Origin of the sequence: Salipaludibacillus agaradhaerens (assembly GCF_002019735.1) — a bacterium.
GTDB classification, from domain to species: domain Bacteria; phylum Bacillota; class Bacilli; order Bacillales; family Salisediminibacteriaceae; genus Salipaludibacillus; species Salipaludibacillus agaradhaerens.
In genome coordinates this window covers 1,111,466-1,131,200 of sequence record NZ_KV917378.1, presented here as the reverse complement: position 1 = coordinate 1,131,200, position 19,735 = coordinate 1,111,466, and the positions used below count along the sequence as shown (strand labels likewise).

Sequence of the window (19,735 nt, the reverse complement as noted above, 5' to 3'; positions counted from 1 at the left end):
CTCTGACGTTTTGTATAATAAATAGGTCAGGGGTGGTTTTATGCTTTATTCAAAAGCAGAGTGGAAGATTACGAGAATTGATGAAGATCAAGTCCAACGAATTGCAGAACAAACTGGACTTTCACATATTGCAGCTCGTTTTCTCGTTCAACGGGGGATGACGACGAAAGAAACAATTGATGCTTTTTTACATATGAATGATGAGGCACTACTTGATCCGTATCGTTTGAAAGATATGGACAAAACGGTCACTCGTATAAAAAAAGCGATTGATCATGGAGAAAGAATTTTGATTTTTGGGGATTATGATGCAGATGGTGTTACAAGCACATCTCTTCTCTATTTAACATTAAGAGAAATGGGAGCTGAAGCCGGTTTTTATGTACCTAACAGGTTTACTGAAGGGTATGGGCCCAATGAGAATGCCTTCCGTCAAGCAGCAGATGAAAACGTTTCATTGATTGTGACAGTGGATACAGGAATTGCTGCAGTTCATGAAGCAAAGGTTGCAAAGGAGTTAGGGGTAGATTTAATCATTACTGACCACCATGAGCCGCCACCTGAACTGCCGGATGCTTTTGCTGTCATTAACCCAAAGCAACCGACGTGTTCTTATGAGAATAAACATTTAGCAGGGGTCGGGGTGGCATTTAAAGTAGCTCATGCACTATTGGGGCGAGTACCAGAAGAATTCTATGATTTAGTAGCTATTGGTACCATTGCTGATCTCGTGACGTTACAAGGAGAAAATCGTTATTTAGCTATGAAGGGAATCCAAAGTTTAACGCGCAGTCAACGTCCCGGTTTAAAAGCGTTATTAGAGCGAGCAGGTTCCACACAACAAGAAATAAACGAAGAACAAGTGGGTTTTCTTATTGGGCCAAGACTCAATGCAGCAGGTCGCCTAGATTCTGCTGATCCTGCAGTGGAGCTGTTAATTACTGAGGATATAATAGAAGCGGATGAGCTGGCACAAATGATTGATGATTTGAATAAAGAGCGCCAAAAAATCGTAAAAGATATCACGAAAGAGGCGGAGGCAATGGTTGAAGAAGCTGGTATTCCCCCAGTCATTGTCGTTGGGAGGGAAGGTTGGAATCCTGGTGTGATTGGGATTGTTGCCAGCCGCCTCGTAGAAAAATTTTACCGCCCAACAATTGTTTTAAGTTATGATAGTGAAAAGGGTCAAGCGAAGGGGTCTGCTAGAAGTATCGAAGGCTTTGATATGTTTGCCTCGTTATCTCAATGTAGAGAATGGCTTCCACATTTCGGAGGACATACGATGGCAGCTGGACTTACAATGGATTTAAGCCATGTGGATATGCTAAGAGAAAAGTTAAGTGATATGGCAGTTTCAACATTGACAGAGAAAGAATGGCAAAAGTCCCTTGATATAGACTTACCAATCAGTTTAAATGAAGTATCGCTACAGGCCATAAGCGATTTACAGCAAATGTCCCCTTTTGGAATGGGGAATCCGGCGCCCGTGTTTCTAATTGAAAATGTCCACCTTCATACTATTAAGAAAATTGGTGCTAATGAAGATCATCTTAAGTTGACAGTAGCTGACAATGAGCGAGAGCATCAATTAGATTGTATTGGTTTTCGTATGGGGAGTGTTCATGATCATATTTCCCCCCTATCAAAAGTGTCTGCGGTTGGAAAGTTAGGGGTTAATGAATGGAACGGACAAAGTAAACCACAATTCATTATCGACGATATCAAAGTTACCAATTGGCAATTATTTGATTTTAGAGGGGATAAACGAATTTGGCAAAACAAGGTGCTTATGGCTCTTGAAGAATGCACAGTCATTGTCTTCCGATCATATCCAGATGATTTACCAGAACTGCCTGCTTCTTGGGAAGTTATTCAAATGAATAAAGTGAGTGAACAAGAGGCAAAGGAAAAAGTGGCTATAGCTAAACACCTATTATTAATGGATTTGCCTGATTCAGTCACCAAATTTGAGCACGTGATGTTTCATGCTCATGCACTAGAAAATGTATATGTTGCATTCCAACACGACAAAGATTATTTTTTTGAGACTATTCCCACAAGAGACCATTTTAAATGGTTATATGCTTTACTTTTAAAAAGAAAAACATTCGATCTTCAGAGAAAAGGGAAAGAACTGGCTAAATATAAAGGATGGACAGAAGAAGCTGTTCATTTTATGTGTCAGGTGTTTTTTGAGTTGGAATTTGTTAAAATAAATAAGGGTGTGGTGGAACTTACCGACCAACCTGTAAAAAAAGATTTAGCTGAGTCGCCGACTTACCAAAAACGAATTGAAGAAAACAAAATAGAAAAAGAGTTGTACTATTCATCGTTAAGGTCGTTAAAGGAAGTCATGGATATGGCAAGGAAAGGCAATCAATTAACATCCGTCTAGAGACCATTCATCTGGACGGATAAATGTCTGACTATTAGAGCATTAGGCTAGTCAGCATCATATTAGGAGGAGACGAGATGGATTTTAAGCAGTATATTACCGTTGTTGAAGATTTCCCGAAAGAAGGTATACGTTTCAAAGATATAACCACACTTATGGAAAATGGAGAAATTTATAAAAAAGCTATTGATGATATGGCTAATTTCGCTAAGGAAAAAGATGTGGATGTTATTGTAGGACCAGAAGCACGAGGGTTTGTAGTCGGTTGTCCTATTTCTTATGCATTAGGTATTGGTTTTGTACCTGTAAGAAAGGCTGGCAAACTTCCGAGAGAGGTGCTAGAGGTAGATTATGGACTTGAATACGGAAAAGATTCATTAAATATACATAAGGACGCCATTAAGCCTGGTCAAAAGGTGCTGATTACGGATGATTTATTAGCAACTGGTGGCACGATAGAGGCTACGATTAAAATGGTGGAAACACTTGGAGGTAAAGTGGTAGGTATTGCATTTATGATTGAACTTGGTTATTTAGATGGACGAGATAAATTGAAGAACTATGATGTATTCAGCCTCGTCACGTACTAATCAGAGAGGGATGTCTAAACTAGACATCCTTTCTCTACTTTTAATCTATATGATAATAGGGAAACATGTTTAGTATAGCTCGTTTTTTGTATCAGTCACGATGTTAAACTAAGAACATACTCTATTTTTTCGCATATTTGCTATCGAACTTTACGAGTGACAATATTCATTTGTTCGTATAAGCAAGAGCTTAAAAGTCGTCATTATGATTTAAGTTTATATAGGTATTAAAGCTATTTTAGATTATCCAGCATTTATATATGTGAAAAATAGTGGGGGAACGTCTGAAAATGTGTTATGCTTTAATGAAAAGTCTTTTCTACGGAAGAGGCCCTTTTTTTATCAATTTGATCGACAATTTTCACGAAGCTTTACAAGTAGAGTGAAAATAGCAATAATAAAGTTAACTTTCTAAATTTTAAATATTTAATGTCCTTTTTGAGGGCTGAATGATATAATTTCAAAAAAATTAGAGGACAATCAAGGTGATTCCATGACTAGTGAGCAAGTTTTTCAAAAAGCAAGCGAATATTTATCTGATCAGGATGTGGCATTTGTACGAAAAGCCTATGAAATGGCAGAGGATGCCCATCGTGAACAATACCGGAAATCAGGAGAACCGTATATTTGGCACCCCATTCAGGTAGCCGGTATTCTTGTTGACTTGAGCATGGATCCCAATACGATCGCTGCTGCTTTTTTGCATGATGTTGTAGAGGATACAGATGTTCCTCTTGAAGAATTAGCTGAGCAGTTTGGTGAAGAAGTGGCTATGCTTGTGGATGGTGTAACAAAGCTCGGAAAAATTAAATATAAATCAAAAGAAGAGCAACAGGCAGAAAACCATAGAAAAATGTTTGTTGCTATGGCACGAGATATACGCGTTATTTTAATTAAACTGGCTGATAGGCTGCATAATATGAGAACATTAAAACATTTACCGCCGGAAAAGCAGCGACGTATTGCCAATGAAACGTTAGAAATTTTTGCTCCTCTTGCTCATAGACTAGGGATTTCTACAATTAAGTGGGAGCTTGAAGATACATCGTTACGGTACCTCAATCCTCAACAATACTATCGTATCGTTAATTTAATGAAGAAGAAACGGGCGGAGCGAGAAGATTATATTAATGAGGTGCAGACGAAAATAAGAGAACGACTTGAAAAAATGAACGTCAAGGCAGAAATTAACGGACGAGCTAAACACATCTATAGTATTTACCGTAAAATGGTGCTGCAAAATAAGCAATTTAATGAAATATATGATCTGCTAGCTGTTCGCATTATTGTTGATAGTATTAAGGATTGCTATGCGGTCCTAGGAACAATTCATACACACTGGAAGCCAATGCCTGGTCGGTTTAAAGATTACATTGCTATGCCGAAAGCTAATATGTATCAATCGCTCCACACAACGGTGATTGGTCCGAAAGGGGACCCTTTAGAAGTCCAAATAAGATCAGAAGACATGCACAAAGTTGCTGAATTCGGTGTTGCAGCACATTGGGCATATAAAGAGGGAAAAACGGTCAATGATTCGGAATCACTCGAAACGAAAATGTCCTGGTTTCGTGAAATTCTTGAATGGCAAAATGATGCTGATGATGCCCAAGAATTTATGGAATCACTAAAAATCGATCTTTTCTCAGATATGGTGTTTGTTTTTACACCTAAAGGGGACGTTATTGAGTTACCAAAGGGCTCTGTACCATTAGACTTTGCATTTAGAATCCATACTGAAGTAGGGAATAGGTGTATTGGAGCAAAAGTAAACGGAAAAATGGTCCCCCTTGATCATCAGTTAAAAACAGGTGACATCGTTGAGGTCTTAACATCAAAACATTCATATGGACCTAGTAAAGACTGGCTTAAAATCACACAAAGCTCTCATGCTAAAAATAAAATTCGACAATGGTTTAAAAAAGAGCGCCGAGAAGAGAATGTTGAAAAAGGACGGGAGCAAGTAGAGAAGGAAATTGAGAAAAAAGGCTATAAAATTAAGGAAGTACTAACAAGTGAAAATATTGAGCGAGTGGCAGATAAATTTAGTTTTTCCACAGAAGAAGACATGTATGCAGCTGTAGGTTACAACGGTATTACTGCTGCACAAATCGTCACGAGACTAACGGATGACATTCGTAAAAAACAAGATGAGGAACAAGAAAGTCAAACTTTGACTGAAGCAGTTAAAGAACTTAAGCCTCAAGAAAGAAAATCAAGTAAAACAAGTGCGGGTGTTCGAGTTAAAGGTATTGACAATCTGCTCATAAGATTGTCTCGCTGCTGTAATCCAGTTCCAGGTGACGATATTATTGGATATATTACGAAAGGACGAGGTGTGTCGATTCATCGAAAGGATTGTCCTAACATTGCAGACGATGAAACAAATTCTCGCCTACTACCTGTGGAATGGGAAGGGAACCAGGAGAAACCTAAAAATTATAATGTGGATATTGAGATTTCAGGTTATGATCGCCGTGCTTTATTAAATGATGTGTTACAAGCAGTGGCCGAGACAAAAACGAATATTAATGCCGTGTCTGGCCGTTCAGATAAAAACAAAATGGCGACGATTCACATGACGATATCCATTCAAAATATTTCACATTTACAACGCGTAGTGGACCGGATTAAACAAATTTCAGATATTTACTCTGTTAGAAGGATTATGCATTAGATGTACTAGAAGAAGGGAAGATAGTATGCGAGTTGTGGTACAGCGATCTCGAGAAGCGAGTGTGACGGTCAATAATCGTGTTACGGGGGCTATCAATCATGGACTTGTGCTTTTGATTGGCGTAACACATGAAGATACTGAAAAAGATGTTCAATATACAGCTGATAAAATAGCAGGCCTACGAATGTTTGAAGATGATGCTCAAAAAATGAATCTTTCTGTTCAAGACGTGAAAGGACAAATTTTATCAATCTCTCAATTTACATTGTATGGTGATTGCCGAAAAGGGAAACGGCCTAATTTTATGGCAGCTGCAAAGCCAGATCACGCACAAGTTCTTTATGATATGTTTAATAAGCGCCTTATAGAAAAACATGGACTTACAGTGGAAACAGGTGTTTTTGGAGAAATGATGGATGTGGCGTTAGTAAATGACGGGCCGGTGACACTGATTGTAGATAGTCAAACTAAATAGCATGAGTAAATGATGCGACTCTTGGTAACAATGAAGGTAAAATACCGGAGTTGATACTATGCGTTCTAGTTATAATGATGAAAGAAAAAAACTAAGCACCGAACGGTTGATGGACGTCGACCTACATCGTTTTCTCGAAGCGGAAACGAAGCAGACACCATATGAACTAGCATTGGAATTTGGTCTGTCTATTAGAGATGTTCGGCAATTAAAAAAGCACCTTGAAAGAAATTAATCGTTTTTTTAGAAAATAGAGGTTGACACATAGGGAAACAATTCGTATGATAGACTAAAATTCAAGATTTTACATTGCCAATGAGGGAGCAAAGTAATAAAGAACTTCAAAAGCAGAGAAGAGATGTCTTAGGCTGAAAGCATTTCTATTTGAACCTTTATGAAAGAACACTCCTTAGGTATTTTTCTGAAAAGCTTATCTTAGTAGGAAGAATCGTCAATCAGGCGTTAACTGATTTTAAGAGGAAGCATTGTTTTGCTTCAATTAGGGTGGCACCACGGGTATTAGCTCTCGTCCCTGACATGTTCAGGGATGGGGGCTTTTTATTGTGGTTTTGAAAAGAGCCTTACCGGAATAATAAGTGAGCGACTTTTTTAATGATGACATATAGAGGAATGTGACAACACTCAAAGTCGTCCTAAAGAAAATGATAAAGCCTGGGAGGATGAAAGTATGAAATACAAATTACCGCGGGGGACACAAGATATTTTACCTGAGGAATCACGGAAATGGCAATACATAGAAGCAAAAGCTCATGATTTGTGTCAGCGTTATAACTACAAAGAAATCCGCACACCGATTTTTGAACAGACTGATTTGTTTGCAAGAGGTGTGGGGGATACGACTGATATTGTTCAGAAAGAAATGTATACGTTTGATGATCGCGGTGGCAGAAGTTTGACACTAAGACCAGAAGGAACAGCTTCTACGGTCCGTTCATTCGTTGAAAATAAAATGCACGGATGGGCTGATCAACCAACTAAATTATATTATATTGGTCCCATGTTTCGCTATGAGCGGCCTCAATCAGGACGTATGCGCCAATTTGTTCAATTTGGTGTGGAAGCTATGGGGAGTGCGGACCCTGCTATAGACGCAGAAGTCATTGGTTTAGCAATGGATTTCTATAGTGAACTCGGTTTAAAGAACTTAAAGCTTATTATAAATAGTCTTGGTGATAAAGAGAGCCGTCGTAATCATAAGGAAGCACTGATTAATCACTTTAAACCACGAATAAATGAGTTTTGTAAAGATTGTCAAACACGTCTGGAAAAAAATCCGCTAAGAATCCTAGATTGTAAAGTAGATCGAAATCACGAATTAATGCTAGACGCTCCGGCTATACTAGAGTACTTAAATGAGGACTCCGTCACCTATTTTGAACAAGTAAAGACATTTTTAAAGGATATGAACATCTCATACGAAGTGGACGCTTCTCTTGTTCGTGGACTCGATTATTATAACAATACAGCATTTGAAATTATGATTGATGGAGATGGATTTGGTGCGATAACAACGTTAAGTGGCGGTGGTCGCTATAATGGCCTTGTGGAAGAGATAGGTGGTCCAGCTACACCCGGAATAGGTTTTGCTCTTAGTATTGAGCGCTTATTAATGGCACTTGAGACCCAAGGAATTGAACTTCCTTTGGAGGATGGGTTAGATGCCTATCTTGTTACAATGGGAGACAAAGCGAAGACTGCGGCACCAAAATTATTACATCAATTACGTCATGAAGGTTTGAAGGTTGATGCAGACTATTTGGCAAAAAAAGTGAAAGGGCAAATGAAGGCTGCAGATCGCCAGCAGGCAAAAGTCGTCCTTATTATTGGTGATGAGGAACTAGCAACCAATTCAGTAATGTTAAAATCAATGGCCACTGGTGAACAAGAACTAGTATCAATCACTGATATCACAGATAAAATTAAAAACTATAAGAGTGAATAAGAAGGTAGGGATTAGCGTGAGTCAAAGAACACATGTATGTGGAGAAATATTAGAAGAGTTAATCGGCGAGCAAGTCGTCCTGCAAGGGTGGGTTAAAAGGCGTCGGGATTTAGGCCAAGTTATATTTATTGATCTACGTGATCGATCAGGCCATGTTCAAGTTGTTTTCAATGGAGAAAAGTACCCGGAAGCATTAAACGCAGCAGAAAAAGTAAGAAACGAGTATGTACTTGAAATATCAGGGACTGTTGTAAAGCGAGATGAAGAAACAATTAATGACAAGATAGCTACGGGTAAAGTAGAAGTAATAGTCGAAAATATGGCGATTTTAAATGCCTCTAAGCCTGTGCCATTTTTGATTGAAGATAATGTTGAAATTTCTGAAGATGTGAGGCTGAAACACCGTTACCTCGATTTGAGACGTCCAAAAATGTATGAAACGATGCAAACACGTTATCGAACGACCAAATTAATTAGGGATATATTGGATGAACAAAACTTCATGGAAATTGAAACCCCGATGCTGACGAAAAGTACCCCTGAAGGAGCAAGAGATTATCTTGTACCATCAAGGGTACACGAAGGTGAATTCTACGCGTTGCCACAATCACCGCAATTATTTAAGCAACTTTTAATGGTATCTGGCTTTGAGAGGTATTATCAAATTGCACGCTGTTTCCGTGATGAAGATTTACGGGCTGACAGACAGCCTGAATTTACCCAAGTGGATATTGAAGCTTCTTTTTTGGGGAAAGAGCAACTGCTAGAGATGATGGAAGAGATGATGGGTCGTATCATTAAAGAAATAAAAGGTGTTGACATTCCAAAACCATTTCCTCGTTTGACATATAAGGAAGCGATGGATCGATTTGGTTCTGATAAACCTGACACGCGTTATGGTATGGAATTAGTCGATATTTCACAGCATGTTGAGAATAGTGATTTCAAAGTATTTGCAAGCACCGTTCAAAATGGTGGTGTCGTAAAAGGTATTTGTGTTAAAGGTGTGGCCGATAACTATTCCCGTAAAGATTTAGACGATCTAAGTTCATTTGCAGAAATTTACGGTGGAAAAGGTCTCGCTTGGTTAAAGGTAGAAGAAAACAATACATTAAAAGGACCGATAGCTAAGTTTTTTAATGAACAAGTTTCTTCTACTATCGTTGAGAATTTTGCTGCTGAAGCTGGTGATGTGCTGTTTTTTGTGGCGGATAAACAACGAGTAGCATGGGATGTGCTAGGGGCATTGCGTGTTAAATTTGCTAAAGAACTAGATCTCGTCAATTATGAAGACTTTAACTTTCTGTGGGTCACTGAATTTCCACTACTATCATATGATGAAGATGAAAAAAGATATGTAGCGGAGCATCATCCTTTTACACGTCCGCTTGCTGAAGACGAAGCATTGCTTATCACTGCCCCAGAAAAAGTAAGGGCAGAAGCGTATGATCTAGTCTTAAACGGTTATGAACTTGGGGGAGGCTCACAACGTATTTATGAGCGTCCACTTCAAGAAAAAATGTTTGCAGCTCTCGGTTTCACCGATGAGGAGGCAAAAAGCCAATTCGGCTTCCTACTAGATGCATTTGAATATGGCACACCGCCGCACGGAGGGATTGCTCTAGGATTAGACAGGCTTGTCATGATCCTTGCTGGAAGATCCAATTTACGAGACACGATCGCTTTCCCTAAGACAGCTAGCGCTAGTTGCTTACTGACGAATGCCCCAAGTAGTGTAAGTGAAAAACAATTAGACGAATTAAAATTAGCTGTGACTGTAGAAGAAGAGGAGTAAATAGAATATGAAAGCGGACTGTTGATAAAGCAGTCCGTCTTTTAATGTGGAGGTTTTAGTCGCAGACTTCCTCAATGAATCTTACGAGTACTATTATCCTCACAAGATGATGACTACGCCTTGTATCTGTTATTGAAGGAAAGCCTTCATCTGTAATGGAAGTGAGTCATAAGATTCGACAATAACGGTACAACCAACATTTATAAATTGATTCAAGTAAGTAAAAATTTACAAAAATGACATAAAAGTAATAAGAATGTTATTGTTTTTTTTATACAACGACTTGATTTTTTAAAATTAATTTTGTAATATATAAATATAATCAATGATAATTCATATTTAAGGGTCCTATGTTGCTCGTTCTAACTTAATGTTTGAACCAACACTTTAACGTCGGGAGCCTGGATGTTTCGTTTTTAATAACATGCCTTGCAGTTAAAGACAAGGACGTTAGAAGAGATGAACAAGGCACCCACCTGCCAATAGCAGGTTCAAATCTCCTATAACGGCAAACACGGGACTCTTAAGATTAAATTATATTACAATAATTTGGCTTTCCGTATATATTCGGAAGCCTTTTTATTTTGTGAAAAAATGGTTTTACACTAAGGGATGATTAACATGTGTGCCATGCTTTAAAACTCATATAGCTAAAAAAGGACAGTATTACATACCTTTGTAAAGGTAAACTCACTGTAGGATATAGCTTATTTTATCTCAATAAACAATATTAATATGATAAAATAAATATAATAGTTTAGAAGTTTTTAAAGATAAGTGTAACCGCTTACTTTGAGGAGGGGGTATTCTATGAAAATATCATTATTTTTAACGTGTTTGGGGGACGTCGTTTATCCTGGTGAGGTTGGGAAGAGCGCAGTTGAACTATTGGAGCGATTAGGGTGTGAAGTAGATTTTCCGATTAAACAAACGTGCTGTGGCCAGCCGGCATATAATAGTGGCTTTCATAATGAAACGAGAGACGTGGCAAAACATATGATTCGCACATTCCAACATGCTGAATATGTTATTTCACCGTCAGGATCTTGTATAACGATGTTGCATGAATATCCACGTCTTTTCCAAGATGATCAAGATTGGCGTATATTGGCAGAGGAGCTTGCTGCCAAATCTTATGAACTAACACAATTTATTGTGGATGTATTAAATATTCATGATGTAGGTGCTGAATTTCATGCAAACGTGACTTACCATACTTCTTGTCACATGACCCGTTTACTCGGTGTAAAAGAAGCTCCTATGACTCTCTTAAAACATGTCAAAGGGTTATCGTTTTCAGAATTACCGAATAAACAGCAGTGTTGTGGATTCGGAGGTACCTTTAGTGTAAAAATGTTACCGATTTCAGAGCAAATGGTGAATGAGAAGGTTAAACATATTGAGGAAACAGATGCCGACGTGTTAGTTGGTGCTGATTTAGGGTGTTTAATGAATATAGGGGGGCGTATTGAGCGGCAGGGTAAGCCAATAAAAGTGATGCATATTGCAGAAGTGTTAAATAGTCAAGTTTAAATGGGGGGCATCTGAATGGGGATAAAAATCAGCAACGATAAATTTTTCGATCGAGTCGATAAGGGGATTAATAATCAATTTATGAGAGAGGCCGTGGCAGGAGCTCAAGAGCGACTTGAAGGCAGAAAAACAGTGACGACAGAAGCGATGGGAAACTGGGAAGACTGGCGGGATCTCTCTGAAGAAATCCGTCAGCACACACTTGAAAATCTCGACTATTATTTAGAGCAGTTTGCAGAAAATGTGGCTGAACAAGGAGGTCATGTATTTTTTGCAGCTAATGCAGAAGAAGCAAATAACTATATCAGTCAAGTGGTGAAAAAGAAACAAGCTAAAAAAATAATAAAATCTAAATCAATGGTAACAGAGGAGATTGGTTTAAATGAAGCGTTGGAGCAGGTAGGATGTGATGTGATTGAATCGGATTTAGGTGAATGGATTCTTCAGTTGGACGATCATGATCCACCTTCACACATTGTTGTACCAGCACTTCATAAGAACAAGGAGCAAATTAGAGACACATTTCATGAAAAAAGAGAGTATAAACAAACGTCCAACCCAAACGAACTAGCTCTTTTTGCCAGAGAACAGTTGAGACAAGAATTTCTTACTGCAGACGTAGGTATTACAGGCTGTAACTTTGCTGTGGCAGAATCGGGGTCTATTTCGCTAGTGACTAATGAGGGAAACGCTAGATTAGCTACGACCTTGCCAAAGACACAAATCACTGTCATGGGAATGGAACGAATTGTACCAACTTGGAAGGAATTGGACATTTTAGTTAGTATGCTATGTAGAAGTGCGGTTGGGCAAAAGTTGACAAGTTATATTACTGGTTTAACGGCTGGAAAAGGAGCTGGCGATGTAGATGGTCCTGAAGAATGTCATATCGTCATCGTTGATAACGGACGGTCAAATATTTTAGGAACTCGATTCCAATCAGCATTACAATGTATCCGTTGTGCTGCCTGTATTAATGTTTGTCCAGTATATCGACATGTAGGTGGTCACTCATATGGATCTATCTACCCAGGGCCGATCGGCGCAGTCTTAACCCCTTTGCTAGAAGGTTATGAAGACTATAAAGAATTGCCATATGCCTCTTCGCTCTGTGCTGCTTGTACGGATGCTTGCCCTGTAAAAATACCATTACACGAACTGCTGATTGAGCATCGGCGTGAAATCGTTGAGAATTCAGGGCACTCTACATTTGCTGAAAAATTAGCTATGAAAGGATACGCGTTTGCTGCGAGCCATCCCGGTTTATATAAGGTCGGGTCTAGCCAAGCGCCAAGTTTCATAAAATCAGTGGCAAAAGGAGAGGAAGATGGTAAAGGGAAAGGGCCGGGCCCGGTTAAGTTGTGGACTAGTATACGTGACTTACCTGAATCGGGAGGCGAATCATTCAGGAAATGGTTTAGTGAGCGTGAGAAAGGTGGGAGTGGAGAATGAGTCGAGGAACGATTTATAATAAAGATACTTTTTTAACCAACGTGGCTAATCAGCTTGGACGAAAACGACAGACTTCTTCTGTTTCTTTACCTAAGTGGAAAAAATCGCCTCAATATGATGTGTTTAGTGAGTTATCTGAAGATGCTTTACTTGATGAATTTGTTAAACAGTGCGAAGCGATTCATACAGAAGTCATCGTCACAGAGATGAAGGAAATCCAGAAGGTCTGTGAACAAGTAATTCATGATCTCGGTGGAGAATCTCTCGTCTATTGGGAGGATCCTAGATTTATTAAATACGGTATAGATAATGTACTTGAAAAAAAGAGAGAGACAGGAATGGACATATATGAATGGTCATCAACGAAAGGGACTTTTAATATTGAAAAAGCAGAAAGCGCTAATATAGGCCTCACATTTTCTGACGTGACATTGGCTGAATCGGGAACTGTTGTATTATTTAGTGATAAAGGTAAAGGACGCTCAGTAAGCCTCCTGCCAAAAACATATATGGCGATTATACCAAAAAGTACACTAGTTCCAAGAATGACACAAGCAACAGATATAATTCATGAGCGGATTAAAGCAGGTGAAAAGCCGCCCTCTTGTATTAATTTTATTTCTGGACCAAGTAATTCGGCAGATATTGAGTTAAGGTTAGTAGTAGGGGTGCACGGGCCTGTCCGTGTGACGTATGTTGTGATAGAAGATGAATAAAGTTAATGGATTATACTTTTAAAAGCTATCGGGTAAAGTAATGACCATTTTTTATATAACATAGTAGTGATGTCTTGAAGGACTGGGTAGCGTGGACTTAGACAGCTAATCTAGTGGGAGGGAATGAGGTCTTTTTAGAGAAGATAAGCCTAAAAAATAAGGTGCTCCCATAGTGTGGCTTATTGGGAACACCTTATTTTTATTTTGCAACCTTTTCTAAATTTCCGTTTTTATCCATTCGGAATGAAGGCGCATGCCTGTCGCTCGGCTCTTCTTCAAGAACTGCCATACGTCTGGCGCGATCCATAATTTGAATGATTGACTGATAGTCTTCTTCAATTGATTCATATTCTTTTTTAAGCTGATTATACTTTTCCTCAATGGTGGACATTCTTTGTTTTAACTCTTCATTTTCTTGTTCAAGTAATGTTGATTTAGTTCCATTCTCGTTAAATGTTTCAAGAAATTTAATTACTTCAGTCATCGTTAACTCATGAGTGTTTGTGTGTTTTACTGTTTGCACAGGCCTTGTTATGCTAGGAGTGAGATTTAACTCCGGCATAGCTGAGAATTCTGTTGTTACTTGAGGCTCGAAGGTCGTGTAATGAGGTTTAGCCTCTTTAGCAAGCTGGCGTTTTCGTTGCTTGCGATGCTTCTTTGCTAGTTTAATTGCATCTTCATATTTATCCCTTACGACTGCATTCCAACGAAAACCACAAGCGGCTGATGTTCGGTTTAGTGCATCGCCTACTTCATCAAAGGCATTTAATTGGGTACTACCTTCACGAATGTGGCGCAATACAGTTTCGGCTAATAATAGATCATCTTCATGGGACCACGCATCTTGTCTTACTTTCATCTCTTTTCATCCTTTCTGTTATAAAAGTGGTGTCTATGAGCCATTTCTATTAATTGGAAGAAAGGTAGACAGCTAACTGTCATTCTCAATCTTCAGCTTTTTGACACGCACTATAAGTCTTTTATAATAAGATGGACAAAGAAAGATGAAAGTATACTATAAAAAAGAATTGAGTTTTAGTGAAAGTTGTTAATCGTGCTTCTTTTTTCTTTCCGAAAAATAGTCAAGCCGTTTTTGAACGGTCTTTTCATAGCCATTTGATGATGGGTCATAAAAGCGGCGTGTTTTCAAGTGATCAGGCAAATATTGCTGGGCGACATAATGGTTCTCATAATTGTGTGGATATAAATAACCATCACCATGCCCAAGCTTAGTAGCACCTTTGTAATGGGAATCACGTAAATGAATTGGAACATCACCAGATTTTTCTGTTGCAACGGTATCAAGAGCCTTGTCTATACCTGTAATAATTGCATTACTTTTTGGAGCTGTTGCTAAATAGACGGCAGCTTCCGCGAGAGGAAGTCTCGCTTCGGGCATCCCTACAAATTCAACAGCTTGAAAGGCTGCTTGAGCAATTAATAAAGCATTAGGATCGGCAAGGCCAATATCTTCAGCAGCATGCACGTAAAGGCGCCGTGCAATAAAGCGGGGATCCTCTCCTGCATAGATCATTTTAGCTAGCCAATATAGTGTGGCGTCTGCATCTGATCCTCGAATGCTCTTTATAAAGGCGGAGATCGTGTCGTAATGGTTATCTCCAGCTTTATCATAACGGATCATCCGTTTTTGGATGGATGCCTCTGCTATTTCTAGATCGATTGTAATAACCTCGTCTTTATCAGGGTCTGTTGTCAAAACAGCTAATTCTACAGCGTTTAGAGCGGTTCTGGCATCCCCATTGGCTATATTAATCAAATGCTTGTATGCTTCTTCCTTCATATCAATCTTATAATTTCCAAATCCCCTTTCTCTATCGGTTAATGCTTGCTCAATAACACGTTTAATATCCTCATCGTTTAACGATTCCAATTTAAATAAGCGCGATCTGGAAATAAGAGCAGGATTTACTTCGAACATGGGGTTTTCAGTGGTGGCACCTATTAAAATAACTGTTCCATCTTCAACATATGGTAGGAGAGCATCCTGCTGGCCTTTATTAAAACGATGTATTTCATCAATAAACAAAACCGTTTTTACTTGATCAAACATTAACCGGTCTTTTGCACTAGCAACTATATCACGAACATGTTTAATACCAGCGGTAACAGCGTTAATTTGCTCGAATTTTGCGGAAGTCGTGTTAGCGATTACTTTTGCTAAAGTGGTTTTCCCAGTCCCTGGAGGGCCGTGAAAAATCATCGGTGTCAGTCTATCAGCCTCAATGGCACGTCTTAATAGTTGTCCTTTTCCAATGATATGATGTTGTCCAATCACTTCATTAAGTGTTCTCGGTCGCATTCTGGCAGCTAGCGGCCCTTTTGGAGCAGGAGCATTAGAATAATTAAATAAATCCACGTTAAGCTTCTCCTTTATTTGTAAACTAGTTTGGGTATATGAGTTACTTCTAAAGATTTACAACGAATAGCGTTCAAGGGATAAAAGGGATGTAAAAGTAGTCTATAGTTAGTAGTATAAACCTCTATTTTACTCAATGCTTGGGATAGATAAGGAATACCCTGCCTTAGTCCCTTTTAGTTGCATAAAAAGTGAATCATCGATAAAATGCTAGTGTTTAGCAATGTTAAGTCATTTTACTTGTACATTGTTATAGATAGCTCAGTGATCCTAATTCTATGCTATAATGAATCTAAGATCAGAACAAGGGAAATGGTGTGGAAGAAATCAGGAAGGACATTTAAAATGACAGTAAGCAAAGGGCTACATTATACAGAAACGCCTTGGTTTCGGTGGGGCGTTTTTCTCATGGGACTTATTGTAATGAGTTTTGGAATTGCATTAATGATTACTGCCGATTTAGGTAGTGCACCATGGGATGTTCTACACATCGGTTTGACAACACATTTTGGGTTCACAATCGGTACTTGGACTGTTATCATGGGTTTTCTTTTACTTTTGTTATCGGTTATCTTAACGAAAGAATGGCCGAAATTGGGTGCTTACTTAAATATGCTGTTAGTTGGAGGATTTGTAGATTTATTTTTATTTTTGATGGACACACCTCATATATTCGTACTTAAATTGGCCATGCTTCTAGTAGGAATTTTAATTATGGGGTTTGGGATTGGTTTATATATTTCTCCACAATGTGGGGCAGGTCCAAGAGATAGCGTCATGCTCGCACTCTCCCTGAAAACGGGGATGTCTGTAGCGAGAGTGCGGGTCCTCATGGAAATATGTGTTCTTTTTATTGGGTGGCTCCTAGGAGGCCCTGTCTTTATAGGTACAATTTTATTCAGTTTACTTATCGGTCATATAACGGCTCTGTCGTTAAGTTTTTGTCAACAATGGTTAGATAGAAGAGTGGAAAGAGGGATGCAAGTTGAAAATATCAACTAAAGGCCGTTATGGTCTCACTATTATGATTGCTTTAGCAAAAAAGTATGGAGATGGACCTATTTCATTAAAGTCAATTGCAAAGGAACATAACCTATCAGAACATTACTTAGAGCAACTAATAGCTCCCCTTAGAAATGCGCAGCTAGTAAAAAGTGTTAGAGGTGCTTACGGTGGTTACATGCTTGGAAAAGAAGCTGGTGATATTACAGCTGGTGATATCATTCGTGTATTGGAAGGGCCTATCACACCGGTAGAAATCATCGACGATGAGGAGCCGGCAAAGCGAGACTTGTGGATTAAAATTCGCGATGCTGTTAAAGATGTGCTTGATGCCACAACTCTTGAAGATTTGGCTAACTTTGAAGATAAAGGTGATCAGGAATATTATATGTTTTACATTTAAGTTATATAAAGGTGTGAACAAGTTCTATGAATAGAATCTATTTAGATCATGCCGCAACCTCACCGGTGCATTCTGATGTGGTAGCAGCTATGAAACCATATTATGAGACCTTTTTTGGGAATCCGTCAAGTATTCATCATTTTGGTAGAGAGGCTCGTCGAGGACTTGATGAATCGCGAGAATATATAGCTAAAACCATTGGTGCAGCGTTCGATGAGATCATTTTCACGAGTGGCGGGACAGAAGCTGACAACCTTGCCATTAGAGGATATGCGGAAGCCAATATGTCCAAAGGGACCCATTTAATTACGACTAAAATTGAACATCACGGTGTTTTGCATGCTTTTCACTATTTGGAGCGACAAGGGTTTTCAGTCACCTATTTAGATGTAGATGATACTGGAAAAGTCACCGTTGAACAGGTGGAAAAAGCCTTAACTGATGAGACAATTCTCGTATCAATTATGTATGGAAACAATGAAGTGGGGACGGTTCAACCAATTGCCTCCATCGGACGACTCCTCAGTTCTCATCAGGCAGTCTTTCATACTGATGCAGTGCAAGCAATCGGCACTAAATCTATAAATGTTAATGAGTTAGGTGTTGATTTTTTAGCAGCAGCAGGACATAAAATAAATGGACCTAATGGTATTGGATTTCTTTATGCACGAAAAGGGCGTGCATTTGCGCCACTATTATTTGGTGGAGAACAAGAAAAAAAACGTCGAGCTGGAACGGAAAATGTACCAGGTGTTATTGGAATGGCAAAAGCTTTATATATTGCAGAAAAAGAGCGAATTGGACGGAATGAAAGCTATCGTCATTTTCGGCAGATTATGCTGAGTACGTTTGATAGCGGGCAGATTAATTACATTGTTAACGGTTGTGAGAAAGCCCGTCTAGATCATATTTTTAACGTTAGCTTTCCAGGAATAAACGTGGAATCATTGCTAATGAACCTAGATTTAGAAGGGGTAGCTGTATCAAGTGGATCAGCTTGCACGGCAGGTTCAATTGATCCATCACATGTCCTAACAGCAATGTTTAACGATGAATCGCGCAGTCATTCTGCTGTGCGTTTCAGCTTTGGGTATGGCAATACCGAAGACCAAGTACGAAAAGCGGCTGAGGTTACAGTAGCCGTTGTAAAGCGTCTTATGAATATAGATTGAAATTAAAGGAGGTGGGAGCATTGACCTCTCACTTAACATCTAAACGAAAAGAAGATATCCGTGTCGTTGTAGGGATGTCAGGAGGAGTGGATTCCTCCGTGACTGCTCACCTTCTAAAAGAAGAGGGCTATCAAGTCATTGGCATTTTTATGAAGAATTGGGACGATACTGATGAGAATGGCATTTGTACGGCAACAGAAGATTATAATGACGTCATACGCGTATGTAATCAACTCGAGATTCCTTACTATGCTGTAAACTTTGAAAAACAGTATTGGGATAAAGTTTTCACCTATTTTCTTGATGAATACAAGTCAGGACGAACACCTAACCCTGATGTTATGTGTAATAAGGAAATCAAATTTAAAGCATTTCTAGACCATGCAATGTCTCTTGGTGCAGATTATGTGGCAACAGGACATTATGCTCAAGTACGACGTAAGAATGGGACTGTAGAATTATTACGAGGCAAGGATCGTAATAAGGATCAGACTTATTTTTTAAATGCCCTTAGTCAAGAGCAATTACAGCATGTGATGTTTCCATTAGGACACCTAGAGAAACCGAAGGTCCGAGAAATTGCTAAAGAAGCTGAACTGGTCACAGCTACGAAAAAAGACAGCACAGGTATTTGCTTCATAGGCGAAAGGAATTTTAAACAGTTCCTAAGTGAATACTTGCCTGCCCAACCTGGTGACATGCAGACGTTAGATGGAGAAGTAAAAGGACAGCACGATGGCTTAATGTACTATACTCTTGGACAACGTCAAGGACTGGGAATCGGAGGATCTGGTGAACCGTGGTTCGTCATTGATAAAGATGTAGAAAATAATATTTTGCTTGTAGGACAAGGCTTTCATCATCCTGCTCTCTATGCTAATGGATTGATTGCAGAGGATGTTAACTGGATTTCAGGAAAGCTTCCAGAAAATCCGTTTAGCTGTACAGTAAAGGTCCGCTATCGCCAAGAGGACCAGCGGGTACGGGTGGAGCCAAAATCAAACGGGACAATGATTGTTCATTTTGAGGAGCCAGAGCGAGCGGTTACACCTGGACAAGCTGTCGTGTTCTATGATGGAGACGTTTGTATGGGTGGAGGGACAATTGACCAAGTCATAAAGGGCTGATAAAGCGAGTCAGTCCTTTTCGCTTTTGAGATTTTTATTTAGGATATTAGAGGGGGAA

The 19,735-nt window shown here is 39.1% G+C and carries 16 protein-coding genes, 1 other RNA gene and 1 other annotated feature; of the genes, 15 read left to right on the top strand and 2 right to left on the bottom strand.

Translation table 11 applies throughout. The features are described 5' to 3' along the window. Positions 1 to 40 precede the first annotated feature (40 nt). The 11 genes from recJ to BK581_RS05400 all read left to right on the top strand — a co-directional run bounded on the left by recJ (position 41) and on the right by BK581_RS05400 (position 13,596). Positions 41 to 2,395, top strand: coding sequence for a single-stranded-DNA-specific exonuclease RecJ (recJ, locus tag BK581_RS05445; RefSeq protein ID WP_078577219.1), 2,355 nt, complete (start codon positions 41 to 43; stop codon positions 2,393 to 2,395). 77 nt (positions 2,396 to 2,472) lie between these two features. Next, a complete protein-coding gene (locus BK581_RS05440) occupies positions 2,473 to 2,985 on the top strand; it encodes an adenine phosphoribosyltransferase (RefSeq protein ID WP_078577218.1) in 513 nt (170 codons plus the stop codon). A 493-nt stretch (positions 2,986 to 3,478) separates the two neighbouring features. Further along, on the top strand, positions 3,479 to 5,662 hold the full coding sequence (locus BK581_RS05435; RefSeq protein WP_078577217.1) for a RelA/SpoT family protein: 2,184 nt from the start codon (positions 3,479 to 3,481) through the stop codon (positions 5,660 to 5,662). Positions 5,663 to 5,687: 25 nt separating this feature from the next. After that, entirely contained in the window at positions 5,688 to 6,137 is a 450-nt protein-coding gene (gene dtd / locus BK581_RS05430) for a D-aminoacyl-tRNA deacylase (RefSeq protein WP_078577216.1), read from the top strand. Positions 6,138 to 6,195: 58 nt separating this feature from the next. Beyond that, positions 6,196 to 6,372 carry a hypothetical protein gene (locus BK581_RS20040; protein WP_169837550.1) on the top strand — a complete coding sequence of 59 codons (177 nt, stop codon included), beginning with the start codon at positions 6,196 to 6,198 and terminating at the stop codon, positions 6,370 to 6,372. A 71-nt stretch (positions 6,373 to 6,443) separates the two neighbouring features. Continuing rightward, positions 6,444 to 6,674: a binding site (T-box leader), on the top strand. 151 nt (positions 6,675 to 6,825) lie between these two features. Continuing rightward, positions 6,826 to 8,100, top strand: coding sequence for a histidine--tRNA ligase (gene hisS, locus BK581_RS05425; RefSeq protein ID WP_078577215.1), 1,275 nt, complete (start codon positions 6,826 to 6,828; stop codon positions 8,098 to 8,100). A 16-nt stretch (positions 8,101 to 8,116) separates the two neighbouring features. Beyond that, positions 8,117 to 9,895 (top strand): aspartate--tRNA ligase, encoded by a 1,779-nt coding sequence (gene aspS, locus BK581_RS05420; RefSeq protein ID WP_078577214.1) that lies wholly within the window; start codon positions 8,117 to 8,119, stop codon positions 9,893 to 9,895. Between the two features lie 342 nt (positions 9,896 to 10,237). Next, positions 10,238 to 10,420: non-coding RNA, 6S RNA (gene ssrS / locus BK581_RS05415), on the top strand. 285 nt (positions 10,421 to 10,705) lie between these two features. Then, the gene (locus BK581_RS05410; protein WP_078577213.1) at positions 10,706 to 11,428 is read left to right on the top strand and encodes a (Fe-S)-binding protein; all 723 of its coding nucleotides are present in this window, start codon (positions 10,706 to 10,708) and stop codon (positions 11,426 to 11,428) included. Positions 11,429 to 11,443: 15 nt separating this feature from the next. After that, positions 11,444 to 12,880, top strand: a complete 1,437-nt coding sequence (locus BK581_RS05405; RefSeq protein ID WP_078577212.1) for a LutB/LldF family L-lactate oxidation iron-sulfur protein — start codon at positions 11,444 to 11,446, stop codon at positions 12,878 to 12,880. Next, complete coding sequence (locus BK581_RS05400) at positions 12,877 to 13,596, top strand: LutC/YkgG family protein (RefSeq protein ID WP_078577211.1); 720 nt, start codon at positions 12,877 to 12,879, stop codon at positions 13,594 to 13,596. The genes BK581_RS05405 and BK581_RS05400 overlap by 4 nt, the downstream gene beginning before the upstream one ends. Positions 13,597 to 13,795: 199 nt before the next feature. Here BK581_RS05400 and BK581_RS05395 read toward each other — a convergent pair whose 3' ends face one another. Beyond that, positions 13,796 to 14,455: an RsfA family transcriptional regulator gene (locus tag BK581_RS05395; RefSeq protein WP_078577210.1), complete on the bottom strand. Its 660-nt coding sequence runs from the start codon at positions 14,453 to 14,455 to the stop codon at positions 13,796 to 13,798. A gap of 189 nt (positions 14,456 to 14,644) precedes the next feature. Then, positions 14,645 to 15,973, bottom strand: coding sequence for an AAA family ATPase (locus BK581_RS05390; RefSeq protein ID WP_078577209.1), 1,329 nt, complete (start codon positions 15,971 to 15,973; stop codon positions 14,645 to 14,647). Positions 15,974 to 16,318: 345 nt separating this feature from the next. Here BK581_RS05390 and BK581_RS05385 point away from each other — a divergent pair, with 345 nt between their 5' ends. From BK581_RS05385 to mnmA, 4 genes are read left to right on the top strand one after another with little or no spacing between them, the layout of a single operon-like run. Then, positions 16,319 to 16,975: a YczE/YyaS/YitT family protein gene (locus tag BK581_RS05385; protein WP_078577208.1), complete on the top strand. Its 657-nt coding sequence runs from the start codon at positions 16,319 to 16,321 to the stop codon at positions 16,973 to 16,975. Continuing rightward, entirely contained in the window at positions 16,959 to 17,378 is a 420-nt protein-coding gene (cymR, locus tag BK581_RS05380; RefSeq protein WP_078577207.1) for a cysteine metabolism transcriptional regulator CymR, read from the top strand. The genes BK581_RS05385 and cymR overlap by 17 nt, the downstream gene beginning before the upstream one ends. Positions 17,379 to 17,404: 26 nt before the next feature. Beyond that, on the top strand, positions 17,405 to 18,550 hold the full coding sequence (locus tag BK581_RS05375) for a cysteine desulfurase family protein (RefSeq protein WP_078577206.1): 1,146 nt from the start codon (positions 17,405 to 17,407) through the stop codon (positions 18,548 to 18,550). 20 nt (positions 18,551 to 18,570) lie between these two features. Then, on the top strand, positions 18,571 to 19,677 hold the full coding sequence (gene mnmA, locus BK581_RS05370) for a tRNA 2-thiouridine(34) synthase MnmA (RefSeq protein WP_276327417.1): 1,107 nt from the start codon (positions 18,571 to 18,573) through the stop codon (positions 19,675 to 19,677). Positions 19,678 to 19,735: the final 58 nt, after the last annotated feature.